General features: G+C 73.9%; 18 protein-coding genes. 14 read left to right on the forward strand and 4 right to left on the reverse strand.

From position 1 onward, the window contains the following. Positions 1–63 precede the first annotated feature (63 nt). Positions 64–1,629, forward strand: coding sequence for a histidine ammonia-lyase (hutH, locus tag ACIQGZ_RS14600; protein ID WP_402601996.1), 1,566 nt, complete (start codon positions 64–66; stop codon positions 1,627–1,629). Between the two features lie 29 nt (positions 1,630–1,658). Here the strand turns inward: hutH and ACIQGZ_RS14605 are convergent, their stop codons facing one another. Further along, positions 1,659–2,078, reverse strand: coding sequence for a hypothetical protein (locus ACIQGZ_RS14605; RefSeq protein ID WP_402601852.1), 420 nt, complete (start codon positions 2,076–2,078; stop codon positions 1,659–1,661). 195 nt (positions 2,079–2,273) lie between these two features. On the opposite strand from ACIQGZ_RS14605, the gene ACIQGZ_RS14610 reads away from it, so the two are divergent. From ACIQGZ_RS14610 to ACIQGZ_RS14620, 3 genes are all read left to right on the forward strand, one after another. Beyond that, positions 2,274–3,152, forward strand: coding sequence for a MurR/RpiR family transcriptional regulator (locus tag ACIQGZ_RS14610; protein WP_402601853.1), 879 nt, complete (start codon positions 2,274–2,276; stop codon positions 3,150–3,152). Between the two features lie 176 nt (positions 3,153–3,328). Next, positions 3,329–3,913: a hypothetical protein gene (locus ACIQGZ_RS14615; RefSeq protein ID WP_402601855.1), complete on the forward strand. Its 585-nt coding sequence runs from the start codon at positions 3,329–3,331 to the stop codon at positions 3,911–3,913. A gap of 299 nt (positions 3,914–4,212) precedes the next feature. Continuing rightward, positions 4,213–5,442 (forward strand): acyltransferase family protein, encoded by a 1,230-nt coding sequence (locus tag ACIQGZ_RS14620; protein ID WP_402601856.1) that lies wholly within the window; start codon positions 4,213–4,215, stop codon positions 5,440–5,442. Positions 5,443–5,476: 34 nt separating this feature from the next. Here ACIQGZ_RS14620 and ACIQGZ_RS14625 read toward each other — a convergent pair whose 3' ends face one another. Next, a complete protein-coding gene (locus ACIQGZ_RS14625; protein ID WP_402601857.1) occupies positions 5,477–6,691 on the reverse strand; it encodes a beta-ketoacyl-[acyl-carrier-protein] synthase family protein in 1,215 nt (404 codons plus the stop codon). A 256-nt stretch (positions 6,692–6,947) separates the two neighbouring features. Between ACIQGZ_RS14625 and hutU the strand changes: the two genes are divergently transcribed. The 4 genes from hutU (at position 6,948) to hutI (ending at position 12,472) form a co-directional block, all read left to right on the forward strand. Next, positions 6,948–8,624, forward strand: coding sequence for a urocanate hydratase (hutU, locus tag ACIQGZ_RS14630; protein ID WP_402601858.1), 1,677 nt, complete (start codon positions 6,948–6,950; stop codon positions 8,622–8,624). A 66-nt stretch (positions 8,625–8,690) separates the two neighbouring features. Continuing rightward, positions 8,691–9,887: an allantoate amidohydrolase gene (locus tag ACIQGZ_RS14635; protein ID WP_402601997.1), complete on the forward strand. Its 1,197-nt coding sequence runs from the start codon at positions 8,691–8,693 to the stop codon at positions 9,885–9,887. Beyond that, complete coding sequence (locus ACIQGZ_RS14640) at positions 9,884–11,239, forward strand: formimidoylglutamate deiminase (RefSeq protein WP_402601998.1); 1,356 nt, start codon at positions 9,884–9,886, stop codon at positions 11,237–11,239. Before ACIQGZ_RS14635 ends, ACIQGZ_RS14640 begins: the two co-directional genes overlap by 4 nt. A gap of 63 nt (positions 11,240–11,302) precedes the next feature. Next, a complete protein-coding gene (gene hutI / locus ACIQGZ_RS14645; protein ID WP_402601859.1) occupies positions 11,303–12,472 on the forward strand; it encodes an imidazolonepropionase in 1,170 nt (389 codons plus the stop codon). 315 nt (positions 12,473–12,787) lie between these two features. Here hutI and ACIQGZ_RS14650 read toward each other — a convergent pair whose 3' ends face one another. Continuing rightward, positions 12,788–13,717 (reverse strand): RNA polymerase sigma factor SigF, encoded by a 930-nt coding sequence (locus tag ACIQGZ_RS14650; RefSeq protein WP_402601860.1) that lies wholly within the window; start codon positions 13,715–13,717, stop codon positions 12,788–12,790. Positions 13,718–13,876: 159 nt separating this feature from the next. On the opposite strand from ACIQGZ_RS14650, the gene ACIQGZ_RS14655 reads away from it, so the two are divergent. From ACIQGZ_RS14655 to ACIQGZ_RS14670, 4 genes are all read left to right on the forward strand, one after another. Continuing rightward, a complete protein-coding gene (locus ACIQGZ_RS14655; RefSeq protein WP_402601861.1) occupies positions 13,877–14,305 on the forward strand; it encodes an STAS domain-containing protein in 429 nt (142 codons plus the stop codon). A gap of 146 nt (positions 14,306–14,451) precedes the next feature. Then, positions 14,452–14,997 carry an ATP-binding protein gene (locus ACIQGZ_RS14660; RefSeq protein ID WP_402601862.1) on the forward strand — a complete coding sequence of 182 codons (546 nt, stop codon included), beginning with the start codon at positions 14,452–14,454 and terminating at the stop codon, positions 14,995–14,997. Between the two features lie 168 nt (positions 14,998–15,165). Then, on the forward strand, positions 15,166–15,837 hold the full coding sequence (locus ACIQGZ_RS14665) for a response regulator transcription factor (RefSeq protein WP_402601864.1): 672 nt from the start codon (positions 15,166–15,168) through the stop codon (positions 15,835–15,837). Between the two features lie 8 nt (positions 15,838–15,845). Next, complete coding sequence (locus ACIQGZ_RS14670; RefSeq protein ID WP_402601866.1) at positions 15,846–17,090, forward strand: ATP-binding protein; 1,245 nt, start codon at positions 15,846–15,848, stop codon at positions 17,088–17,090. Positions 17,091–17,150: 60 nt separating this feature from the next. Here the strand turns inward: ACIQGZ_RS14670 and ACIQGZ_RS14675 are convergent, their stop codons facing one another. Next, positions 17,151–17,714, reverse strand: a complete 564-nt coding sequence (locus ACIQGZ_RS14675) for a GtrA family protein (RefSeq protein ID WP_402601868.1) — start codon at positions 17,712–17,714, stop codon at positions 17,151–17,153. Positions 17,715–17,841: 127 nt separating this feature from the next. Between ACIQGZ_RS14675 and ACIQGZ_RS14680 the strand changes: the two genes are divergently transcribed. Continuing rightward, entirely contained in the window at positions 17,842–18,981 is a 1,140-nt protein-coding gene (locus tag ACIQGZ_RS14680; protein ID WP_402601870.1) for a 5-(carboxyamino)imidazole ribonucleotide synthase, read from the forward strand. A 64-nt stretch (positions 18,982–19,045) separates the two neighbouring features. Then, positions 19,046–19,543 carry a 5-(carboxyamino)imidazole ribonucleotide mutase gene (gene purE, locus ACIQGZ_RS14685; RefSeq protein WP_402601999.1) on the forward strand — a complete coding sequence of 166 codons (498 nt, stop codon included), beginning with the start codon at positions 19,046–19,048 and terminating at the stop codon, positions 19,541–19,543. Positions 19,544–19,545: the final 2 nt, after the last annotated feature.

Genomic DNA, 19,545 nt, shown 5'->3' on the forward strand with positions numbered 1-19,545 from the left:
GAGTCCGGTGTTCCATCCAGGTTGTCATATGGCCATTCACATGCTGAGAATGTGTATATGGATATGCACAGTGTGGTGGTATCGGTCGGCAAGGCTAACGTCAGCGCCGAAGACGTGCTGGCGGTGGCCCGGGGCGGCGCCCGGGTCGAGCCGGCCGCCGACGCCCTGGCGGAGATGGCCGCCTCCCGGGCCCGGATCGACGCGCTGGCCGCCGAACCCCGCCCCGTCTACGGCGTCTCCACCGGCTTCGGCGCCCTCGCCGTCCGCCACATCAGCCCCGAACTGCGCGCCCAGCTCCAGCGCTCGCTGGTCCGCTCGCACGCCGCGGGCATGGGCGCCCCCGTGGAGCGGGAGGTGGTCCGCGCGCTGATGTTCCTGCGGCTGAAGACCCTGGCCTCCGGCCGCACCGGCGTCCGCCCGCTGGTCGCGGAGACCATGGCCGCCCTGCTCAACGCCGGGATCACCCCCGTCGTCCACGAGTACGGCTCGCTCGGCTGCTCCGGCGACCTGGCGCCGCTCTCGCACTGCGCCCTGGTCCTGATGGGCGAGGGCGAGGCATACGGCCCGGACGGCACCGTACGCCCGGCAGCCGAGCTGCTCGCCGAGGCCGGCATCACCCCCGTCGCACTGCACGAGAAGGAGGGCCTGGCCCTCATCAACGGCACCGACGGCATGCTCGGCATGCTGGTGATGGCCTGCGCCGACCTGGCCCGCCTCTTCACCACCGCCGACATCACCGCCGCCATGTCCATGGAAGCGCTGCTCGGCACCGAGAAGGTGCTCGCCCCCGACCTGCACGCCATCCGCCCGCACCCCGGCCAGGCCACCAGCGCCGCCAACATGCTCGCGGTCCTCGCCGGCTCCGGCCTCACCGGCCACCACCAGGACGACGCCCCCCGCGTCCAGGACGCCTACTCGCTGCGCTGCGCCCCCCAGGTCGCCGGCGCCGGCCGCGACACCCTCGCCCACGCCCGACTGGTCGCGGACCGCGAACTGGCCTCCGCCGTGGACAACCCGGTGGTGCTGCCCGACGGCCGGGTGGAGTCCAACGGCAACTTCCACGGCGCCCCGGTCGCGTACGTACTGGACTTCCTGGCCATCGCCGCCGCCGACCTCGGCTCCATCGCGGAGCGCCGCACCGACCGGCTGCTGGACCGCAACCGCTCGCACGGCCTGCCGCCGTTCCTCGCGGACGACCCCGGCGTCGACTCCGGGCTGATGATCGCCCAGTACACCCAGGCCGCCCTGGTCAGCGAGAACAAGCGGCTCGCGGTGCCCGCCTCGGTCGACTCCATCCCCTCCTCGGCCATGCAGGAGGACCATGTCTCGATGGGCTGGTCCGCCGCCCGCAAGCTGCGCACCGCCGTGGACAACCTCGGCCGCGTCCTGGCCGTGGAGCTGACCGCCGCCGCCCGCGCCCTGGAGATCCGCCGCGCCGCCTACACCTCCCGCGACACCGACCCGCTCGCCCCGGCCACCTCCGCCGCGCTGGCCGCCGCCCGCGCCGCAGGCGTCGGCGGGGTCGGCCCGGACCGCTTCCTCGCCCCCGACCTGGCGGCGGCGGCCGACCTGGTGGCGAGCGGCGCCCTGGTCGAGGCCGTCGAGGCGGTCACCGGCCCGCTCGGCTGACCCGAAGCTCCGGCGCCGGGCAAGGCAGGTCAGTCCCAGCCGTCCCGGCGCCGGCTCTGAGCCTCCCGCTCCAGGCGCCGCTCCCGCAGCTCCCCGAAGGTGGCCGCGATGTTGACCCCGACGATCCCCGCCCACACCACCATCAGACCGGTCACCCCGGCCGTGCCGCCGCCGATCCCCGACAGCGGGATGCCCAGCGCCATCGAGATGATCGACAGCTTCGGCCCGAACGACCGCCCGCCCTGCTGGTGCTGGGCCCGCTGCTGCGGCGGCCGGGCGTACTCCGTGATCCGCTCCGCCACCCGGCGCTCCACCTGGGCCTCCAGCCGGGCGTCGAGCCGGGCGAGGAACGAGTCGACGATCTCCGACTCGTACTCCGCCCCGAGCTCCTTGCGGGTCTGGACGGCGGCGTCGAGGTCGGTCTTCAGGTCGTCGCGGCGTGGCTCCATACCCGCCAGCCTGCCGCCTGCGCGCGGTGGCGTCGAGCCCTCTCGGGGTGGATTGGGGGATAGTTCAGGGTCGACTCCGGGTGCCGCACCCCTGTCCGGCAGCCGATGTCCAGGAGCTGAGAAACGCCTTGCCCCGCTGAATGACGTCATGCACAGTCAACTGAGCCTGAATCAGCATTCGCACCGAGGAGACCCATGAGCACAGCCGACGAGGCGCTCGGCCCCTCCGCCCGTCTGCTGCGCCTCTTCGAGGGCCACCGCCTGACCCCCACCCAGCGCCGGATCGCCCACGCCCTGGTACAGCACGCCGCCGACGCGCCGTTCCTCTCCAGCGTGGAGGTCGCCGAACTCGCCGGTGTCAGCCAGCCCTCGGTCACCCGGTTCGCGGTCGCCCTCGGCTACGACGGCTACCCCGGGCTGCGCAAGCAACTGCGCGACCTCGGCCTGGCCGAGCCCGCCCCCGGCGCGGGCGCGCCCGTCGAGTCGCGCTGCGACGCCGCCCGCAACGAGCACCAGCGGGCCGTCCACGCGGAGATCGAGAACCTGCACCACCTCGCGGAACTCCTCGCCGACCCCGCGCCCATCGCCCGCGCCGCCCGGCTGCTCGCCGCCTCCCGCCCGCTGCCGGTGCTCGGGCTGCGCGCCGCCGCCGCCCAGGCCGGCGGCTTCGCCTACTTCGCGGCCAAGGTGCACCCCGACGTCCGACTGCTCGACGAGGGCGGCAGCATGCTCGCGGACCGCATCGAGCGGGCCGCCGACGCGGGCGCCTCGGCGCTGATGTGCTTCGCGCTGCCCCGCTACCCGCGCGAGCTGATGGACGCCCTCGCCGTCGCCCGCGCCCGGCACCTCACCGTCGTCACGGTCGCGGACAGCGCCTTCGCCCCGGTGGCGCGGCTCTCCGACCTGCTGCTCCCGGCCGCCGTCGGCAGCAGCCTGGTCTTCGACACCGCCTGTGCCCCGATGATGCTCGGCCGGGTGCTGCTCCAGGCCATGTGCGACGAACTGCCCGACGCCGAAGCCCGGCTGGAGTCCTTCGAGCAGTCCGCCGCCGCCCGGGGCCTGTTCCTCGACTGAGCCCGGCACTCTTCCGCTGCGGCGATCCGGACGGGCATGACTCTGGACGGGCATGACTCTGGACGGACACCGCCCGGCCTGGCACTGTCTGGACTGAAGCCGCCTCCCCCGCCTCTCTCAGGGAATTCCAAGGACGCGGGGGTAGCGTCTGGCGGCGATGTCGATGCTGTCGATACGTGCGGGAGGCGGAGGTGCGCGGGTCCTACGCGCTGGCCAGGGTCACGGTGGTGCGAGCGGCGGTCGCCAGGTCGCTGCTCTGGATCGGGGTGGTGGGCGCGGCGGCCGGGGTGCTGCTGCCGTCGCTGGTGCCACGGGTGCCGGCGGCGCTGGTCGGCGCCGGGTTGTTCGTCGTCGGGGTGGTGTACGGGGTGGTGCACCGGCGTGGCTGGTGGCACTCGCGGGCCGCCGCCGCGCAGCGGGCGGGTTTCACCGTGACGGTGGAGCCGGCCAGGCTGACCCGCCGCCGCCAGGTGCGGGACTGCGGCCTGCTCCATCTGGCCGGTCTGCTGGTGCTGGCGGGCTCGGGCTTCGCGGCCGGGCCGGCCGCCGGGCTGGGCGTGGCCGGTCTCGGGGTGGGGCTGCTGCTCTCGGTCCGGCGCCTGGTCCGCTGGGAGCGGGCGCACGAGGTGCTGCTCTGGGCCCGTACGGACGACGGCTGGCTGCTGGGCCGGCGCGGCGCCACCGGGGCGTGGTCCAGCACCGGCCCGGCTGCGGGGCGGGTGCGGCCGGTGGTGCATCCGGTGCGGGTGGGGCGGCGCTGATCCGCGTCGGCGGGGGTTTGCGCAATCGTTGCACTCGCGCTCCGGGGCGGCCGCCGGGTCCGGTGCGGCCGGGGACGAATCCGCTCGTCACCGCCGCTGCCGGCCCGGCGTGCCGCCCCGGAGCGTTCCGGGGCCCGGACCCGTGGCCGGGGCCGGTCGATCGGCCGGGAGACGGCCGGGCGCCGGGATCGTACAGGTGATCACGTACGCTACCTTCGGCCGGAGCCCCGGCGCCTCGCCGCCGCCCCGCAGCCATCGCATCGCCGCCCCCGCCATCGCATCGCCGAGCAGGACACCGAGTGGACACAGCAGCCAGCACACTGCCGCAGGACGGACCTGCCCGACCCGAGCCGGCACCCCAGCCGACCGCCCAGCCCGACCCGCGCCCGGCCGGACGCCGGGTCGGCCGGATCGCGGTGCTGGACGGCCTGCGGCTGCTGGCCGCGCTGATGGTGGTCGCGCACCACTACCTGGCGCTGGGCGGCACCGCCTGGGACGGCGAGCCGACCTCGCAGCTCTTCCCGCAGCTGCACATCCTCGCCGCCTACGGCCGGTTCGGGGTCGAGCTGTTCTTCCTGATCAGCGGCTTTGTGATCTGCATGAGCACCTGGGGCAAGTCGCTGTCGGACTTCTTCACCTCCCGGGTGATCCGGCTCTTCCCCGCCTACTGGTTCGCGGTGCTCGCCACCACGGCCGTGGTGGCGCTGGTCCCGGGCGGCCTGCGCGCCCACCACTGGCGGGACGTGCTGGTCAACCTGACGATGCTGCACCGGCCGATCAGGGTGGACGACGTCGACGGCGTCTACTGGACGCTCTGGGCCGAGATGCGGTTCTACCTGATCTTCGCGCTGGTCGTCTGGCGCGGCGTCACCTACCGCAAGGTCGTCGCCTTCTGCTGCCTCTGGTCGGTCGGCTCGATCCTGATGGCCTACAGCAGCCTCGGCCCGGTGCGCGGACTGCTGCTGCCCGGTGAGTGCTGGTTCTTCATCGCCGGGCTTGCCTTCTACCTGATCCACCGCTTCGGCCCGGACCTGCTGCTCTGGTCGATCGTCGTGTTCAGCTACCTGATGGGCCAGCACGAGGCGATGGCCATGCACCGGGACCTGGAGCACGCCCTTGGGTACGCCTTCCCCGCCTACGGCACCACCGCCCTGATCACCGCCTTCTTCCTGATCATGGCCGCCGTGTCGCTGGGCTGGTTCAAGCGGATCAACTGGCGCTGGCTGCCCACCGCCGGCGCCCTCACCTACCCGCTCTACCTGCTGCACGAGTACATCGGCTGGGAGCTCATCCGCAGTCTGCGCGGCCACGCGCCGCCGCTGGCCCTGGCCGGGATCGCGGCGGCCGCCATGCTGGTGGCCGCGTGGCTGGTCAACCGGCTGCTGGAGCGCCCGCTGTCCAAGGTGCTCAGGCGGTCCCTGAAGCACTCCTTCGAGCGGATCAGGGCGCTGGACCCCGGCTCCGGCCGACCCCTGCCGCGCCTCCCCGAGCCACGGCAGCCGGACCCGGTCGGCCCGGGGCCCTCCTAGCCGCCGGGGCCGGTCCGGGGGTTCGCCGCAGGCGTCACCGCGCGGGGGTGAAGACCAGCGCGGCGTTGTGGCCGCCGAAGCCGAAGGCGTTGCTGAGGACGGCGGTCAGCGGCCCGGTGCGGGGGCGGCCGGTGACGACGTCCAGCCCGATCGCGGGGTCGGGGTCGGTCAGGTTGACGGTCGGCGGGACGGCGCTGTCGCGTACCGAGAGGATCGCGGCCAGGGCGCCCAGCGCGCCCGCCGCGCCGAAGAGGTGGCCGGTCATCGACTTGACGGCGGTGACGGCCGGATGGGTGCCCACCGCCTCGGTGACCGAGCGGGCCTCGACCAGGTCGCCGAGCGGGGTCGAGGTGGCATGCGCGTGGACCAGGGCGATGTCCCGTGGCGCCAGCCCGGCGGCGGCCAGCGCCAGCCGGATGGCGCGGACCTGGCCGTCCTGGTGGGCGGCGGTGATGTGGTGGGCGTCGGAGGTGACCCCGGCCCCGGCGAGTACGGCGTGCACCCGGGCCGCGCGGGCGGCGGCGAACTCCGCCCGCTCCAGCACCACCAGGGCGGCCCCCTCCCCGATCACAAAGCCGTCCCGGCCCAGGTCGAACGGCCGGGACGCCCGCTGCGGCGCGTCATTGCGGGTGGAGTGCGCCTTGGCCTGGGCGAAGCCCGCCAGCGGCAGCGGGTGGATGCAGGCTTCGGCGCCGCCCGCCACCACCACGTCGGCCCGGCCCAGCCGGATCAGGTCCACGCCCAGGGCCAGCGCCTCGGCGCCGGAGGCGCAGGCGCTGACCGGGGTGTGCGCGCCGGCTCGGGCGCCCACCTCGATGCTGACCCAGGCGGCCGGGCCGTTGGCCATCAGCATCGGCACGGTGTGCGGGGAGACCCGCCGTACGCCGGAGGTCTCCAGGATGTCGTCCTGGCCGAGCAGGCTGAGCGCGCCGCCGGTGCCGGTGCCGACCACCACGGCCAGCCGCTCCGGCGCCACCTCGGGTCGGCCCGCGTCGGCCCACGCCTCCCGGGCCGCGACCAGCGCGACCTGCTCGCAGCGGTCCATCCGGCGGGCCCGCACCCGGTCCAGCACCGTGCCGGGCTCCACGCGCAGCCGGGCCGCGATCCGTACCGGCAGCTGCCGGGCCCACTCCTCGTCGACGGCCGTGACCCCCGACTCCCCGGCCAGCAGCCCGGCCCAGGTCGAGGGCACATCGCCGCCCAGGGGTGTCGTCGCACCCAGACCGGTCACCACCACGTCCGCTGTCATCCCAGCTCCCTTGTATCACTCCTACAACGGTGATCACGGTGCCAGAGGAGAACGCCCTTATCGATTCGGGGTGGCCACGGAATTGCCCGGTCAGGTTTTGTGCGTTTCCTACCAAGGGGGCGCTGCCGGGCCGGTGGCCGGGCAGGGGGAGGACCGCCGTAGGGCGGACGGTCCGCGCTCTGGCCGGATCTCGGACTGTCTGGATATATTCACTCTGTAGTCCAATGAATTGGGTCATCCAGAGGAGGCCGGGCGCATGGCGCAGCAGCAGAGCGGTCCGCGCGAGGTCAGGGCCCCGCGCGGGACCGGACTCAGCACGCAGGGCTGGCAGCAGGAAGCCGCACTGCGGATGCTCATGAACAACCTCGACCCCGAGGTGGCCGAGCACCCCGACAAGCTGGTCGTCTACGGCGGCACCGGCAAGGCGGCCCGCGACTGGCGCTCGTTCGACGCCATCGTCCGCACCCTGGAGACCCTGCGGCAGGACGAGACGCTGCTGGTGCAGTCCGGCCGCCCGGTCGGCGTGATGCAGACCCACGAATGGGCGCCCCGGGTGCTCATCGCCAACTCCAACCTGGTGGGCGACTGGGCCAACTGGGAGGAGTTCCGGCGGCTGGAGCAGCTGGGCCTCACCATGTACGGGCAGATGACCGCCGGTTCCTGGATCTACATCGGCACCCAGGGCATCCTCCAGGGCACCTACGAGACCTTCGCCGCCGTGGCGGCCAAACGGTTCGACGGCACCCTCGCCGGGACGATCACCCTCACCGCCGGCCTCGGCGGCATGGGCGGCGCCCAGCCGCTCGCCGTCACCATGAACGGCGGCGTGGTGATCTGCGTCGACTGCGACCCCAGCCGCATCGCCCGCCGGATCGAACACCGCTACCTGGACGTCGAGGCCACCGGCCTGGACCACGCCCTCGAACTGGCCACCACCGCCCGCGACCAGCGCCGGCCGCTCTCCATCGGCCTGCTCGGCAACGCCGCCGACCTGGTCCCGCAGCTGCTGGCGATGGACGCCCCCATCGACATCGTCACCGACCAGACCAGCGCCCACGACCCGCTCGCCTACCTGCCCACCGGCGTCGACTTCGCCGACATGGCCGGGTACGCCGCCGCCGAGCCCGCCGAGTTCACCCGGCGGGCCCGGGAGTCGATGGCCGCGCACGTCGAGGCGATGGTCGGCTTCCAGGACAAGGGCGCCGAGGTCTTCGACTACGGCAACTCCATCCGGGGCGAGGCCAAGCTGGCCGGCTACGGCCGCGCCTTCGACTTCCCCGGCTTCGTCCCCGCGTACATCCGGCCGCTGTTCTGCGAGGGCAAGGGCCCGTTCCGCTGGGCGGCGCTCTCCGGCGACCCGGCCGACATCGCCAGGACCGACCAGGCCGTGCTGGACCTCTTCCCGGAGAACGAGTCGCTGGCCCGCTGGATCCGGATGGCCCAGGACCGGGTGCACTTCCAGGGCCTGCCCGCCCGGATCTGCTGGCTCGGCTACGGCGAGCGCGACAAGGCCGGCGAGCGGTTCAACGACATGGTGGCCAGTGGCGAGCTGTCCGCGCCGATCGTGATCGGCCGCGACCACCTGGACTGCGGCTCGGTCGCCTCCCCGTACCGGGAGACGGAGGCCATGCTGGACGGCTCGGACGCCATCGCGGACTGGCCGCTGCTCAACGCCATGGTCAACGTCGCCTCCGGTGCCTCCTGGGTCTCCATCCACCACGGCGGCGGCGTCGGCATCGGCCGCTCCATCCACGCCGGGCAGGTCACCGTCGCGGACGGCACCCCGCTGGCCGCCGAGAAGATCCGCCGCGTCCTCACCAACGACCCGGGCATGGGCGTCATCCGGCACGTGGACGCCGGTTACGACCGGGCCGCCGAGGTCGCCGACCAGCGCGGGGTGCGCGTCCCCATGCGCGAGGGCGGCGAGGGCTGAGTGCGCCCGAGGGAGGTACGGCCCGTGGAGGAGCGGCTCGGGGCCGCCGCTGACGGCTACCGGCGGATGTGGCGGGAACTGCTGCCCGTCGGCCGGTACGACGCCGGCGGCGGCTACCGCAGACACGCCTGGAACAGCGCCGACGCCGAGTGCCGCGCCTGGTTCGCGGAGCAGGCCCGCGCCCGGGGCCTGGCCCTGGAGGTCGACCGCAACGGCAACCAGTGGGCCTGGTGGGGCGACCCGGCGGCGGGCGACGCCGTCGTCACCGGCTCCCACCTGGACTCCGTCCCCGACGGCGGCGCCTACGACGGCCCGCTCGGCGTGGTCGCCGCGCTCACCGCCGTCGACGTGCTGCGCGAACGCGGCCGCCGCCCGGCCAGGCCGGTGGGCGTGGTCAACTTCGCCGACGAGGAGGGCGCCCGGTTCGGCGTCGCCTGCACCGGCTCCCGGCTCGCGGCGGGCGCCCTCGCCCCCGACCGGGCCCGCGCGCTCACCGACGCCGACGGCGTCCGGCTGGGCGACGCCATGGAACGGGCCGGCCACGACCCGTACGCCATCGGCCCCGACGCCACCCGGCTCGCCCGGATCGGCGCCTTCGTGGAACTCCACATCGAGCAGGGCCGCCACCTGGGTGACCACCCGGTCGGCGTCGCCGCCGCGATCTGGCCGCACGGCCGCTGGCGGTTCGACTTCCACGGCGAGGCCAACCACGCGGGCACCACCCGGCTGGCCGACCGCCGCGACCCGATGCTCGGCTACGCCGCCGCCGTACTCGCCGCCCGCGAGCAGGCCCGGCGGCGCGGCTCGCTGGCCACCTTCGGCCGGGTCGCCGTCCAGCCGGGCGGCACCAACGCCATCGCCTCCCTGGTCCGGGGCTGGCTGGACTGCCGCGCCCCCGACGAGGCCACCCTCGACGCCACCGTGGCGGCGATCCACCGCGCCGCCGAGGAGCAGACCGCCCCCGAGCGGGTACGCGTCGCGGTGGAACGCGAGTCGTATACGCCGGTCGTCGACTTCGACGGCCCGCTGCGCGACCGCCTCGCCGGAGTGATCGGCGCGGCGACCGGCCGCGAGGTGCCGGTCCTGCCCACCGGGGCCGGACACGACGCGGGCATCCTGTCCGCCGCCGTACCGACGGCCATGCTGTTCGTACGGAACCCCACCGGGGTCTCCCACTCCCCATACGAGGCCGCCGAGGAACCCGACTGCCTCGCCGGGGCCGCCGCCCTGGCCGACGTCCTGGAGGAGCTGGCGTGCAGCTGACCAGCGGCTACTGGGCCGAGTACGCCTGGCTCCAGCGCCCCGGCGGCCAGGCACCCGCCGTCGAACAGCAGGTGCTGCTGCGGATCGGCCCGGACGGCCGGATCGCCGCCGCCACCCCCGACAGCGGCCCCTGCCCACCCGACGCGACCCGGCTCGGCGGCCTGCTGCTGCCCGGCATGGCCAACGCCCACTCGCACGCCTTCCACCGCGCGCTGCGCGCCACCGTCCAGGTCGGCAGCGGCACCTTCTGGACCTGGCGCGAGCTGATGTACGGCTTCGCCGCCGCGCTGGACCCGGACCGCTACCTGGCGCTGGCCACCGCCGTCTACGCCGAGATGGCGCTCGCGGGCATCACCGGCGTCGGGGAGTTCCACTACGTCCACCACCAGCCCGACGGCACCCCGTACGGCGACCCCAACGCCATGGGCGAGGCGCTGATCGAGGCCGCCCACCGGGCCGGCATCCGGATCACCCTGCTGGACACCTGCTACCTCTCCGCCGGGTTCGGCGCCGCCCCCGAGGAGGGGCAGCGCCGCTTCAGCGACGGCGACGCCGACCGCTGGGCCGCCCGCGCCGCCGCGCTCAAGGACCGCCCGCACGCCCGGATCGGCGCCGCCGTGCACTCGGTGCGGGCCGTCCCCGCCGACCAACTCGCCACCGTCGCCCGCTGGGCCGAGGAGCGCCGCGCACCGCTGCACGTCCACCTCTCCGAGCAGACCGCCGAGAACGACGCCTGCCTGGCCGCCCACGGCGTCACCCCCACCCGGCTGCTCGCCGACCACGGCGTGCTCGGCCCGCGCACCACCGCCGTGCACGCCACCCACCTCACCCGCGAGGACATCCGGCTGCTCGGCCGCTCCGGCACCCACGTCTGCATGTGCCCCACCACCGAACGCGACCTCGCGGACGGCATCGGCCCGGCCCGCCGCCTCGCCGCCGCGGGCAGCCGCCTCACCCTCGGCAGCGACAGCCACGCGGTGATCGACCCGTTCGAGGAGGCCCGCGCGCTGGAGCTGGACGAGCGGCTGCGCACCCGCCGCCGCGGCCACTGGACCGCCGCCGCACTGCTGCGCGCCGCAGGCGAGGACGGCCATGCCTCGCTCGGCTGGGAGCACGCCGGACGGCTGGAGCCCGGCGCGCTCGCGGACTTCACCGCCATCACCCTGGACTCGGTACGCACCGCAGGACCCGAGCCCCGGCTCGGCGCCCAGACCGCCGTCTACGCCGCCGGCGCCGCCGACGTCCGCGACGTGGTGGTGGGCGGCCGCCACATCGTCCGCGACGGCGTCCACCGGCTGGTCCCCGACGTGCCCGCCGCACTGCGGGAGTCCATCGCCGCGCTGCGCCTCTGAGACCCCGTACGAACCCGTACGAACCGTACGAACCGAGCGACCCCGGACGACCGAGAGCGAGCCATGACCACCACCCTGATCACCGGCATCGGCAGCCTGGTCACCAATGACGAGGCCCACGGCACCGGCCCGCTGGGCCTGCTCACCGACGCCGCCGTGGTGCTGGACGGGGACCGGATCGGCTGGGTCGGCCCGGCCTCCCGCGCCCCCGCCGCCGACACCGCGCACCACGCGGGCGGCCGGGCGGCGCTGCCCGGCTTCGTGGACTCCCACGCGCACCTGGTCTTCGCCGGGGACCGCACCGCCGAGTTCAACGCCCGGATGTCGGGCCGCCCGTACACGGCGGGCGGCATCCGCACCACCGTCGCCGCCACCCGCGCCGCCACCGACGCCGAACTGGACGCGGGCGTCGCCCGGCTGGTCCGGGAGGCGCTGCGGCAGGGCACCACCGTGCTGGAGTGCAAGTCCGGCTACGGCCTCACCGTCGAGGACGAGGCCCGCGCCCTGCGGATCGCCGCCCGGCACACCCCCGAGACCACCTACCTGGGCGCCCATGTGGTGGCCCCCGAGTACGCCGACGACCCGGCGGGGTACGTCGACCTGGTCACCGGGCCGATGCTGGACGCCTGCGCCCCGTACGCCCGCTGGGTGGACGTCTTCTGCGAGCGCGGCGCCTTCGACGGCGACCAGGCCCGCGCCGTCCTGCGGGCCGGCGCGGCCCGCGGCCTCACCCCCCGGGTGCACGCCAACCAGCTCGGCCCCGGCCCCGGCGTACAGCTCGCCGTGGAACTGGGCGCCGCCTCCGCCGACCACTGCACCCACCTGGACGACGCCGACGTGGCCGCCCTCGCCGCAGGGGACACCGTCGCCACCCTGCTGCCCGGCGCCGAGTTCTCCACCCGCGCCGCCTACCCCGACGCCCGCCGCCTGCTGGACGCCGGAGCGGTGGTCGCCCTCTCCACCGACTGCAATCCCGGGTCGAGCTTCACCACCTCGATGCCGTTCTGCGTCGCCGTCGCCGTCCGCGAGATGGGCATGACCCCGGACGAAGCCGTGTACGCCGCCACCGCCGGCGGCGCCCGCGCCCTCCGCCGCCCCGACATCGGCCGGATCACCCCCGGCGCCCGCGCCGACCTCGTCCTCCTGGACGCCCCCTCCCACACCCACCTCGCCTACCGCCCCGGCGTCCCCCTGGTCACCACCGTCTGGCGCGCCGGCCACCGCGAACTCTGAGCCCCCCACCACCCCGCACCAAACCCCCCGCCCCCGCAGGGGCGCGAGGAACTGCGCGCCCAGCCCCCCACCACCCCGCGCCAAACCGCCCCCACCCAAAGCCCCCGCCCCCGCAGGGGCGCGAGGAACTGCGCGCCCAGCCCCCCGCCACCCCGCGCCAAACCGCCCCCACCCAAAGCCCCCACCCACCCAAGCACCCCAAACCCCCACCACGCCCCAGCGAAGCCCCCCAAACACACCAAGGGCGCAGGGAACGAAGGCCACAACCGGCCCACCTTCCCCGCGCCCCGGGCATGCCACGCCCGACCGGTCAGGTCACTCCTCCACGAGCAGCCCCGCCCGCAGCCGGATCAGCGTCCGCGACAGCAGCCGGGAGACGTGCATCTGGGAGATCCCCAGCTCAGCCCCGATCTCCGACTGCGTCATGTTCCCCACGAACCGCAGCGACAGAATCCGGCGGTCCCGCTCCGGCAGCTCCGCGATCAGCGGCCGCAGCGACTCCCGGTACTCGATGCCCTCCATGCCGTGGTCCTCGTAGCCGATCCGGTCGGCCAGCGCGCCCTCGGTCTCGTCCTCCTCGGGCTGGGCGTCCAGCGAGCTCGCGGTGTACGCGTTGCTCACCGCCATGCCCTCGATGACCTCGTCCTCCGCGATCTCCAGCTTGCGGGCCAGCTCCGCGACGGTCGGCGCCCGGTCCAGCTGCTGGGCCAGCTCATCGGTGGCCTTGGCCAGGTCCAGCCGCAGTTCCTGGAGTCGGCGCGGTACCCGCACCGCCCAGCTGGTGTCACGGAAGAACCGCTTGATCTCACCGATGATGGTCGGCATCGCGAAGGTGGGGAACTCCACCCCCCGGTCCATCTCGAACCGGTCGATCGCCTTGATCAGGCCGATCGTGCCGACCTGGACGATGTCCTCCATCGGCTCGCTGCGGGAGCGGAACCGCGACGCGGCGAACTTCACCAGCGCCAGGTTCAGCTCGATGAGCGTGTTCCGCACGTACGCGTGTTCATGCGTGCCCTCCTCCAGCCGTTCCAGCCTGCGGAAGAGGACCTTGGAGAGTGCGCGGGCATCCAGCGGGCCGACCTTGTCCGCGGGCGGGATCTCCGGCAGGTCGTCCAGCGAAGCCGGGCGGCGGCCCGGTGCTTCCAGAACCTCTGCGGTCGCCTCCAGCTGCTCCAGGACCGTGGTGCGTGCCGTCTCCGACGACGCGTCGACGTGCCGCGTTGCGTCGAGCTGGGCTGCCATGGGTGTTGCTCCTCCCTCGGGGGGTGATGTGCATGGTTGGCTGCCATGCCACCTCCGTGTACGGACACCTCTTGTTCCTCCCTACCCCGACTCTCTGGAAGGATGCAAGTCGAGTTCACCGCTCCGTGATGAGGGATGATTGGCGCCGGGAGGTCACTGATGGACCGTGGATCGGCCGGCATGCCCGGCTCGGAAAGCCTGGGGGGAGAAGACGTGCACCTGACTCCGGACACGGCGGTCGGCAGTGAGGACGGCCGACTGGCCGTGGCTGTGCGCCGGGTCGGCAGCGGTGTCGTCGTTGCGCCGTCCGGGGAGCTGGACCACGACACCGCCGAGCTGCTCCGCGAGCCGCTGGAGCGCTGCCTGGACGACGGGGTGGCCCGGATCGTGGTCGACTGCTCGGAGCTGCTGTTCTGCGACTCCACCGGCCTCAATGTGCTGCTCGCCGCCCGGATGCGGGCCGAGGAGGCGGGCGGGGCCGTCCATCTGGCGGCCATGCGCCCGGCCGTCGCCCGGGTCTTCGAGATCACCGGGGCCGAGATCGTCTTCAGGGTGCACGCCTCCCTCGACGAGGCGCTGGCGGAATAGCCGATGCGCATCCGTCGGCGAAGTGCGGGCAGGAGTGCCAGCAGCACCCGGCCGGGGCGGGTCGGGTGGGCGTGGGGGACGGTACCGGCGGTCGCGGCCGGGTACTCGCCGCCACAGTGTGTGACGCATGGGAACGGAGGGGTGGCATGAGTACCATCCGGCCTCGGGTGCCGGAGGATCCTCGCACCCCTGAAGACGCCGTCGGGCCCGGCAGCGGTGCCGACCGCAGCGCCCGGGTCACCCTGCCGCCCGGCGGCCAGGTGCGTCGGCTCGCCCTCAGCGGTACCAAGGGCGTGGTGGCCCGCAGCCGTGACTTCACCCGTGGCGCGCTGACCGACTGGGAGTGGCTGCCCGCCGAGGACGAGGACGCGCTCGCGGTGGCGGAGGACGTCCTGCTGGTGGTCTCGGAGCTGGTCACCAACGCCTGCCTGCACGCGGGGGGCCCGCAGGAGCTGCTGCTGCACTGTACGGACGACGCGCTGCGGATCGAGGTGGCCGACGCCAGCCCGACCCACCCGGAGCCGCGCAACCCGCACGAGCGCGGCAAGCCCGGCGGCCACGGCCTGCACATCGTGGGCCGGCTCAGCCGGCGGTGGGGGGTCGCGGCACGTCCGATGGCCGGGGTGGACGGCGTCGCCGCGAGCGGCAAGTCGGTCTGGGTGGAGCTGGACGCCCCCTGGGCGCGCGGCTGAGCCCGACCGCCCGGCTCCGGCTGCCCGTCCGACCGCCCCCCCGCCGGGCGGTCGCGTACCGTCCCGTACCACCCCTGAGCGCCGTCTGCCGCCGCGCGCCGCCCCGGCCCGTCCATCCGCCTGCCCACTCTTCCGATCGCGGCCCTGAGCGCGGACTACGATCGGCCCATGACCCGAGTTCTGCTCGCCGAGGACGACATCGCCATCTCGGAGCCGCTTGCCCGCGCGCTCCGCCGTGAGGGCTACGAGGTGCTGGTGCGTGAGGACGGCCCCGCCGCCCTGGAGACCGGGCTCGATGAGGACATCGACCTCCTCGTGCTCGACCTGGGACTGCCCGAGATGGACGGCCTGGAGGTCTGCCGCCGACTGCGCGCGGACGGCAAGGGCTTCCCGGTGCTGGTCCTCACCGCCCGCGCCGACGAGGTGGACACCGTCGTCGGCCTGGACGCCGGCGCCGACGACTACGTCACGAAGCCTTTCCGGCTCGCCGAACTGCTCGCCCGGGTGCGCGCCCTGCTGCGCCGGGGCACCGTGGAGCTGACCACCGGCGCCCACGGCGTGAAGATCGACGTGGAGTCGCACCGCGCCTGGCTGGGCGAGGACGAACTCCAGCTCTCCGCCAAGGAGTTCGAGCTGCTGCGGGTCCTGGTCCGGGACGCGGGCCGGGTGGTCACCCGTGAGCAGATCATGCGGCAGGTGTGGGACACCACCTGGTGGACGTCCACCAAGACGCTGGACATGCACATCTCCTGGCTGCGCAAGAAGCTCGGTGACGACGCGGGCAACCCCCGCTACATCACCACCGTGCGCGGCGTGGGCTTCCGCTTCGAGAAGGGCTGACCGGCAGCGTGAAGCGCCGGATGATCAACTCCCTGCTCGGCGTCGTCCTGGTCATGGTCGTGGTGTTCTGCGTCCCGCTCGCCCTGTTCGAGAAGCGGACCATCGAGAGCGCCGCCCAGGACCAGGCCGCCGCGGAGGCGGTGCGCGTCCTCGGCATCGTCGAGAACCGCATCGCCGCCGGCGAACCCGTCGGCAGTGCCGAGCTGGCCGGACAGGTCACCACCGGCCTGTACGCGAGGGTGCTGATCCCCGGCCGCGAACCGATCCTGATCGGTACCGCGCCCACCGGCGGCGATCCGGTCCGGGCCACCCAGACCGGCGGCCAGGGCGAGGTGGTGGAGGTCGAGCGCTCCCGGCAGGACGTCCAGCACCAGATCGGCGACATGCTGCTGATGCTCGGCGTGGTCGCGTTGCTCGCCGTACAGGCCGCCGTCGCCCTCGCCGTCTGGCAGGCCAACCGCCTCGCCCGCCCGCTCAACGACCTGGTGGAGACCGCCGAGCGGCTGGGCTCCGGCGACCCCCGCCCCCGCGACCGCCGCTACGGCGCCCCCGAACTCGACCGGGTCGCGGAGGTGCTGGACGCCAGCGCCGAGCGGATCGCCCGGATGCTCACCGCCGAGCGCCGCCTCGCCGCCGACGCCTCCCACCAGCTGCGCACCCCGCTCACCGCGCTCTCCATGCGGCTGGAGGAGATCATCGCCACCGAGGACCCGAAGATCGTCAAGGAGGAGGCCACCATCGCGCTGGGGCAGGTGGAGCGGCTCACCGACGTGGTCCAGCGGCTGCTCACCAACCAGCGCGACCCGCGCAGCGCCTCCGCCGTCACCTTCGACCTGGACGAGGTGATCAAGCAGCAGGCCGAGGAGTGGCGCCCGGCCCTCAGCAGCGCCGGGCGGCGGCTGGAGGTGGAGGGAGTGCACCATCTGGAGGCGGTGGGCACCCCCGGCGCGGTCGCCCAGGTGCTGGCCACCCTGATCGAGAACTCGCTGATGCACGGCGACGGCACGGTGGTGCTCAGCACCCGGGTCACCGGCACCTCGGTCGTGGTCGAGGTGGCGGACGAGGGCTCCGGCGTGCCGCCCACCCTCGGCGCCCGGGTCTTCGAACGAGCGGTCAGCGGGCGCAACTCCACCGGCATCGGCCTGGCCGTGGCCCGCGACCTCGCGGAGGCGGACGGCGGCCGCCTGGAACTGCTCTCCCTGCGCCCCCCGGTCTTCGCCCTCTTCCTCGGCCGCCAGTTCGACGACCACTGACCCGGCTCGACGACCGCCGACCCGACCCCGGCCGCACCCCAGGAGCCCCGGCGGACCCCGTCACCCCTCCGGCGTCGCCGCCGACTCCGGCACCGCCACCATCAGCCCGGACTCCCCGTCCCCCTGCTGCTCCGGCTCCCCCTGCTGCTCCGGCTCCACCCGCTGCTCCGGCACGGCCGGCAGCGCCTTGAACACCCAGGTGCGGAACGACACGAAGCGGAACAGCGTCCCCAGCCCCAGCCCCACCACGTTCTTGGCCAGGTTGTCGGACAGTGCGGATTCGAAGCCCAGCGTGTAGTGGGAGATCCACAGCGTGCCGTTCTCGATCACCATGCCGATCCCGCTGAAGATCAGGAAGAGCGTGATCTCCCGCGACCGGGCCGCCGCATCGCGGTCCCGGTAGACCCAGAACCGGTAGCCGACGTAGTTGTTGCCGATCGCGACCAGCGTCGCCAGGATGCCCGACCGGACCGGCGCCCAGTGGAAGACGTGGATGCAGAGGTTGAACACCGCGAAGTTCACGACGACCCCGAGCACGCCGATCGTGCCGAACTTCATCACCTCGTGGACGATGCCTTGCGCACGAGCGCGCAGGCTGCGGCGCGCGGGAGTTGCAGTCGTCATACCGGAACCGTCTCCAGTCGGTCAGGAAATCGATCCATGGTATCCGGGCGAGTAGTCCGCGTGGCACACTCCGCAAGCCCCCGGACGGTGTTACAAGCCCGCCGACCGGCGTGGATATCCTGGTGAGGTGACTTTTCCGGTAGTCGGCATGATCGGTGGCGGCCAGCTCGCCAGAATGGCCCACCAAGCGGGTATCCCGCTCGGGCTCAGGTTCAAGCTCCTCGCGGACACCCCGCAGGACTCGGCGGCCCTGGTGGCGGGCGATGTCGTGCTCGGGGACTACCGCGACCTGGAGACGCTGCGGGCCTTCGCCCGGGGCTGCGACGTGGTGACCTTCGACCACGAGCATGTCCCCACCGAGCATCTGCGCGCCCTCCAGGCGGACGGCATCGCGGTCCGCCCCGGTCCGGACGCGCTGGTGAACGCCCAGGACAAGGGCGTGATGCGGGCCACCCTGGACGCGCTGGGCGTGCCCTGCCCCCGGCACCGGATCGTGGCCGACCCGGCCGATGTCGCCGTGTTCGCCGCCGAGGGCGCGGGCTTCCCGGTCGTGCTCAAGACCGTGCGCGGCGGCTACGACGGCAAGGGCGTCTGGGTGGTCGACTCCGTGGAGGAGGCCGAGGCGCCGTTCCGCGCCGGAGTGCCGGTGCTGGCCGAGGAGAAGGTCGACTTCGTCCGGGAGCTGGCGGCGAACGTGGTCCGCTCGCCCAGCGGCCAGGCGGTCGCGTACCCGGTGGTGGAGAGCGTCCAGCAGGGCGGCGTCTGCCACGAGGTGACCGCCCCCGCCCCCGACCTGCCGGACGCGTCGGCCGCCGAGGCGCAGGCGCTGGCGCTGCGGATCGCGGGCGAGCTGGACATCACCGGCCACCTGGCGGTGGAGCTGTTCCAGACCCGCGACGGCCGCATCCTGGTCAACGAGCTGGCCATGCGCCCGCACAACTCCGGCCACTGGACCATCGACGGCGCCGTCACCTCGCAGTTCGAGAACCATCTGCGGGCCGTCCTGGACCTGCCGCTCGGCGACCCCCGCTCCCGGGCCAGGTGGACGGTGATGGTGAATGTGCTGGGCGGCGACTACCCGGACATGTACCACGCCTTCCTGCACTGCATGGCCCGCGATCCGGGCCTGCGCATCCACATGTACGGCAAGGATGTGAAGCCCGGTCGTAAGGTGGGCCACGTCACCGTCTTCGGTGACGACCTGGAGGATGTGCGCGAGCGGGCCCGCCATGCCGCCGCCTACCTCAGAGGGGCCATCACCGAATGAGTGGCCGGCACGGAACGAAGAGGGGCCAAGAGTGAGCAGTGAGCAGGCTGTCGTCGGCATCGTCATGGGATCGGACTCCGACTGGCCGGTGATGGAGGCCGCCGCCAAGGCGCTGGACGAGTTCGAGGTCCCCTACGAGGTCGATGTGGTCTCCGCGCACCGGATGGCGCGCGAGATGATCGCGTACGGCGAGAACGCCCACCGGCGCGGCCTCAAGGCGATCATCGCCGGAGCGGGCGGCGCCGCCCACCTGCCCGGCATGCTGGCCTCGGTCTCCCCGCTGCCGGTGATCGGGGTGCCGGTGCCGCTGAAGTACCTCGACGGCATGGACAGCCTGCTCTCCATCGTGCAGATGCCGGCCGGGGTGCCGGTGGCCACCGTCTCGGTGGCCGGCGCCCGCAACGCCGGGCTGCTGGCCGTACGGATGCTCGCCGCCTTCGACACCGAGCTGACCGAGCGGATGATCGACTTCCAGGCCGAGCTGAACAGCCAGGCCACCGACAAGGGCAAGAAGCTGCGGGCCAAGGTGGCCGGCTCCACCGCCTTCGGCTTCTCCGGCTGACC

It is taken from the genome of Streptomyces sp. NPDC092296 (genome assembly GCF_044755465.1).
Classification (GTDB): domain Bacteria; phylum Actinomycetota; class Actinomycetes; order Streptomycetales; family Streptomycetaceae; genus Peterkaempfera.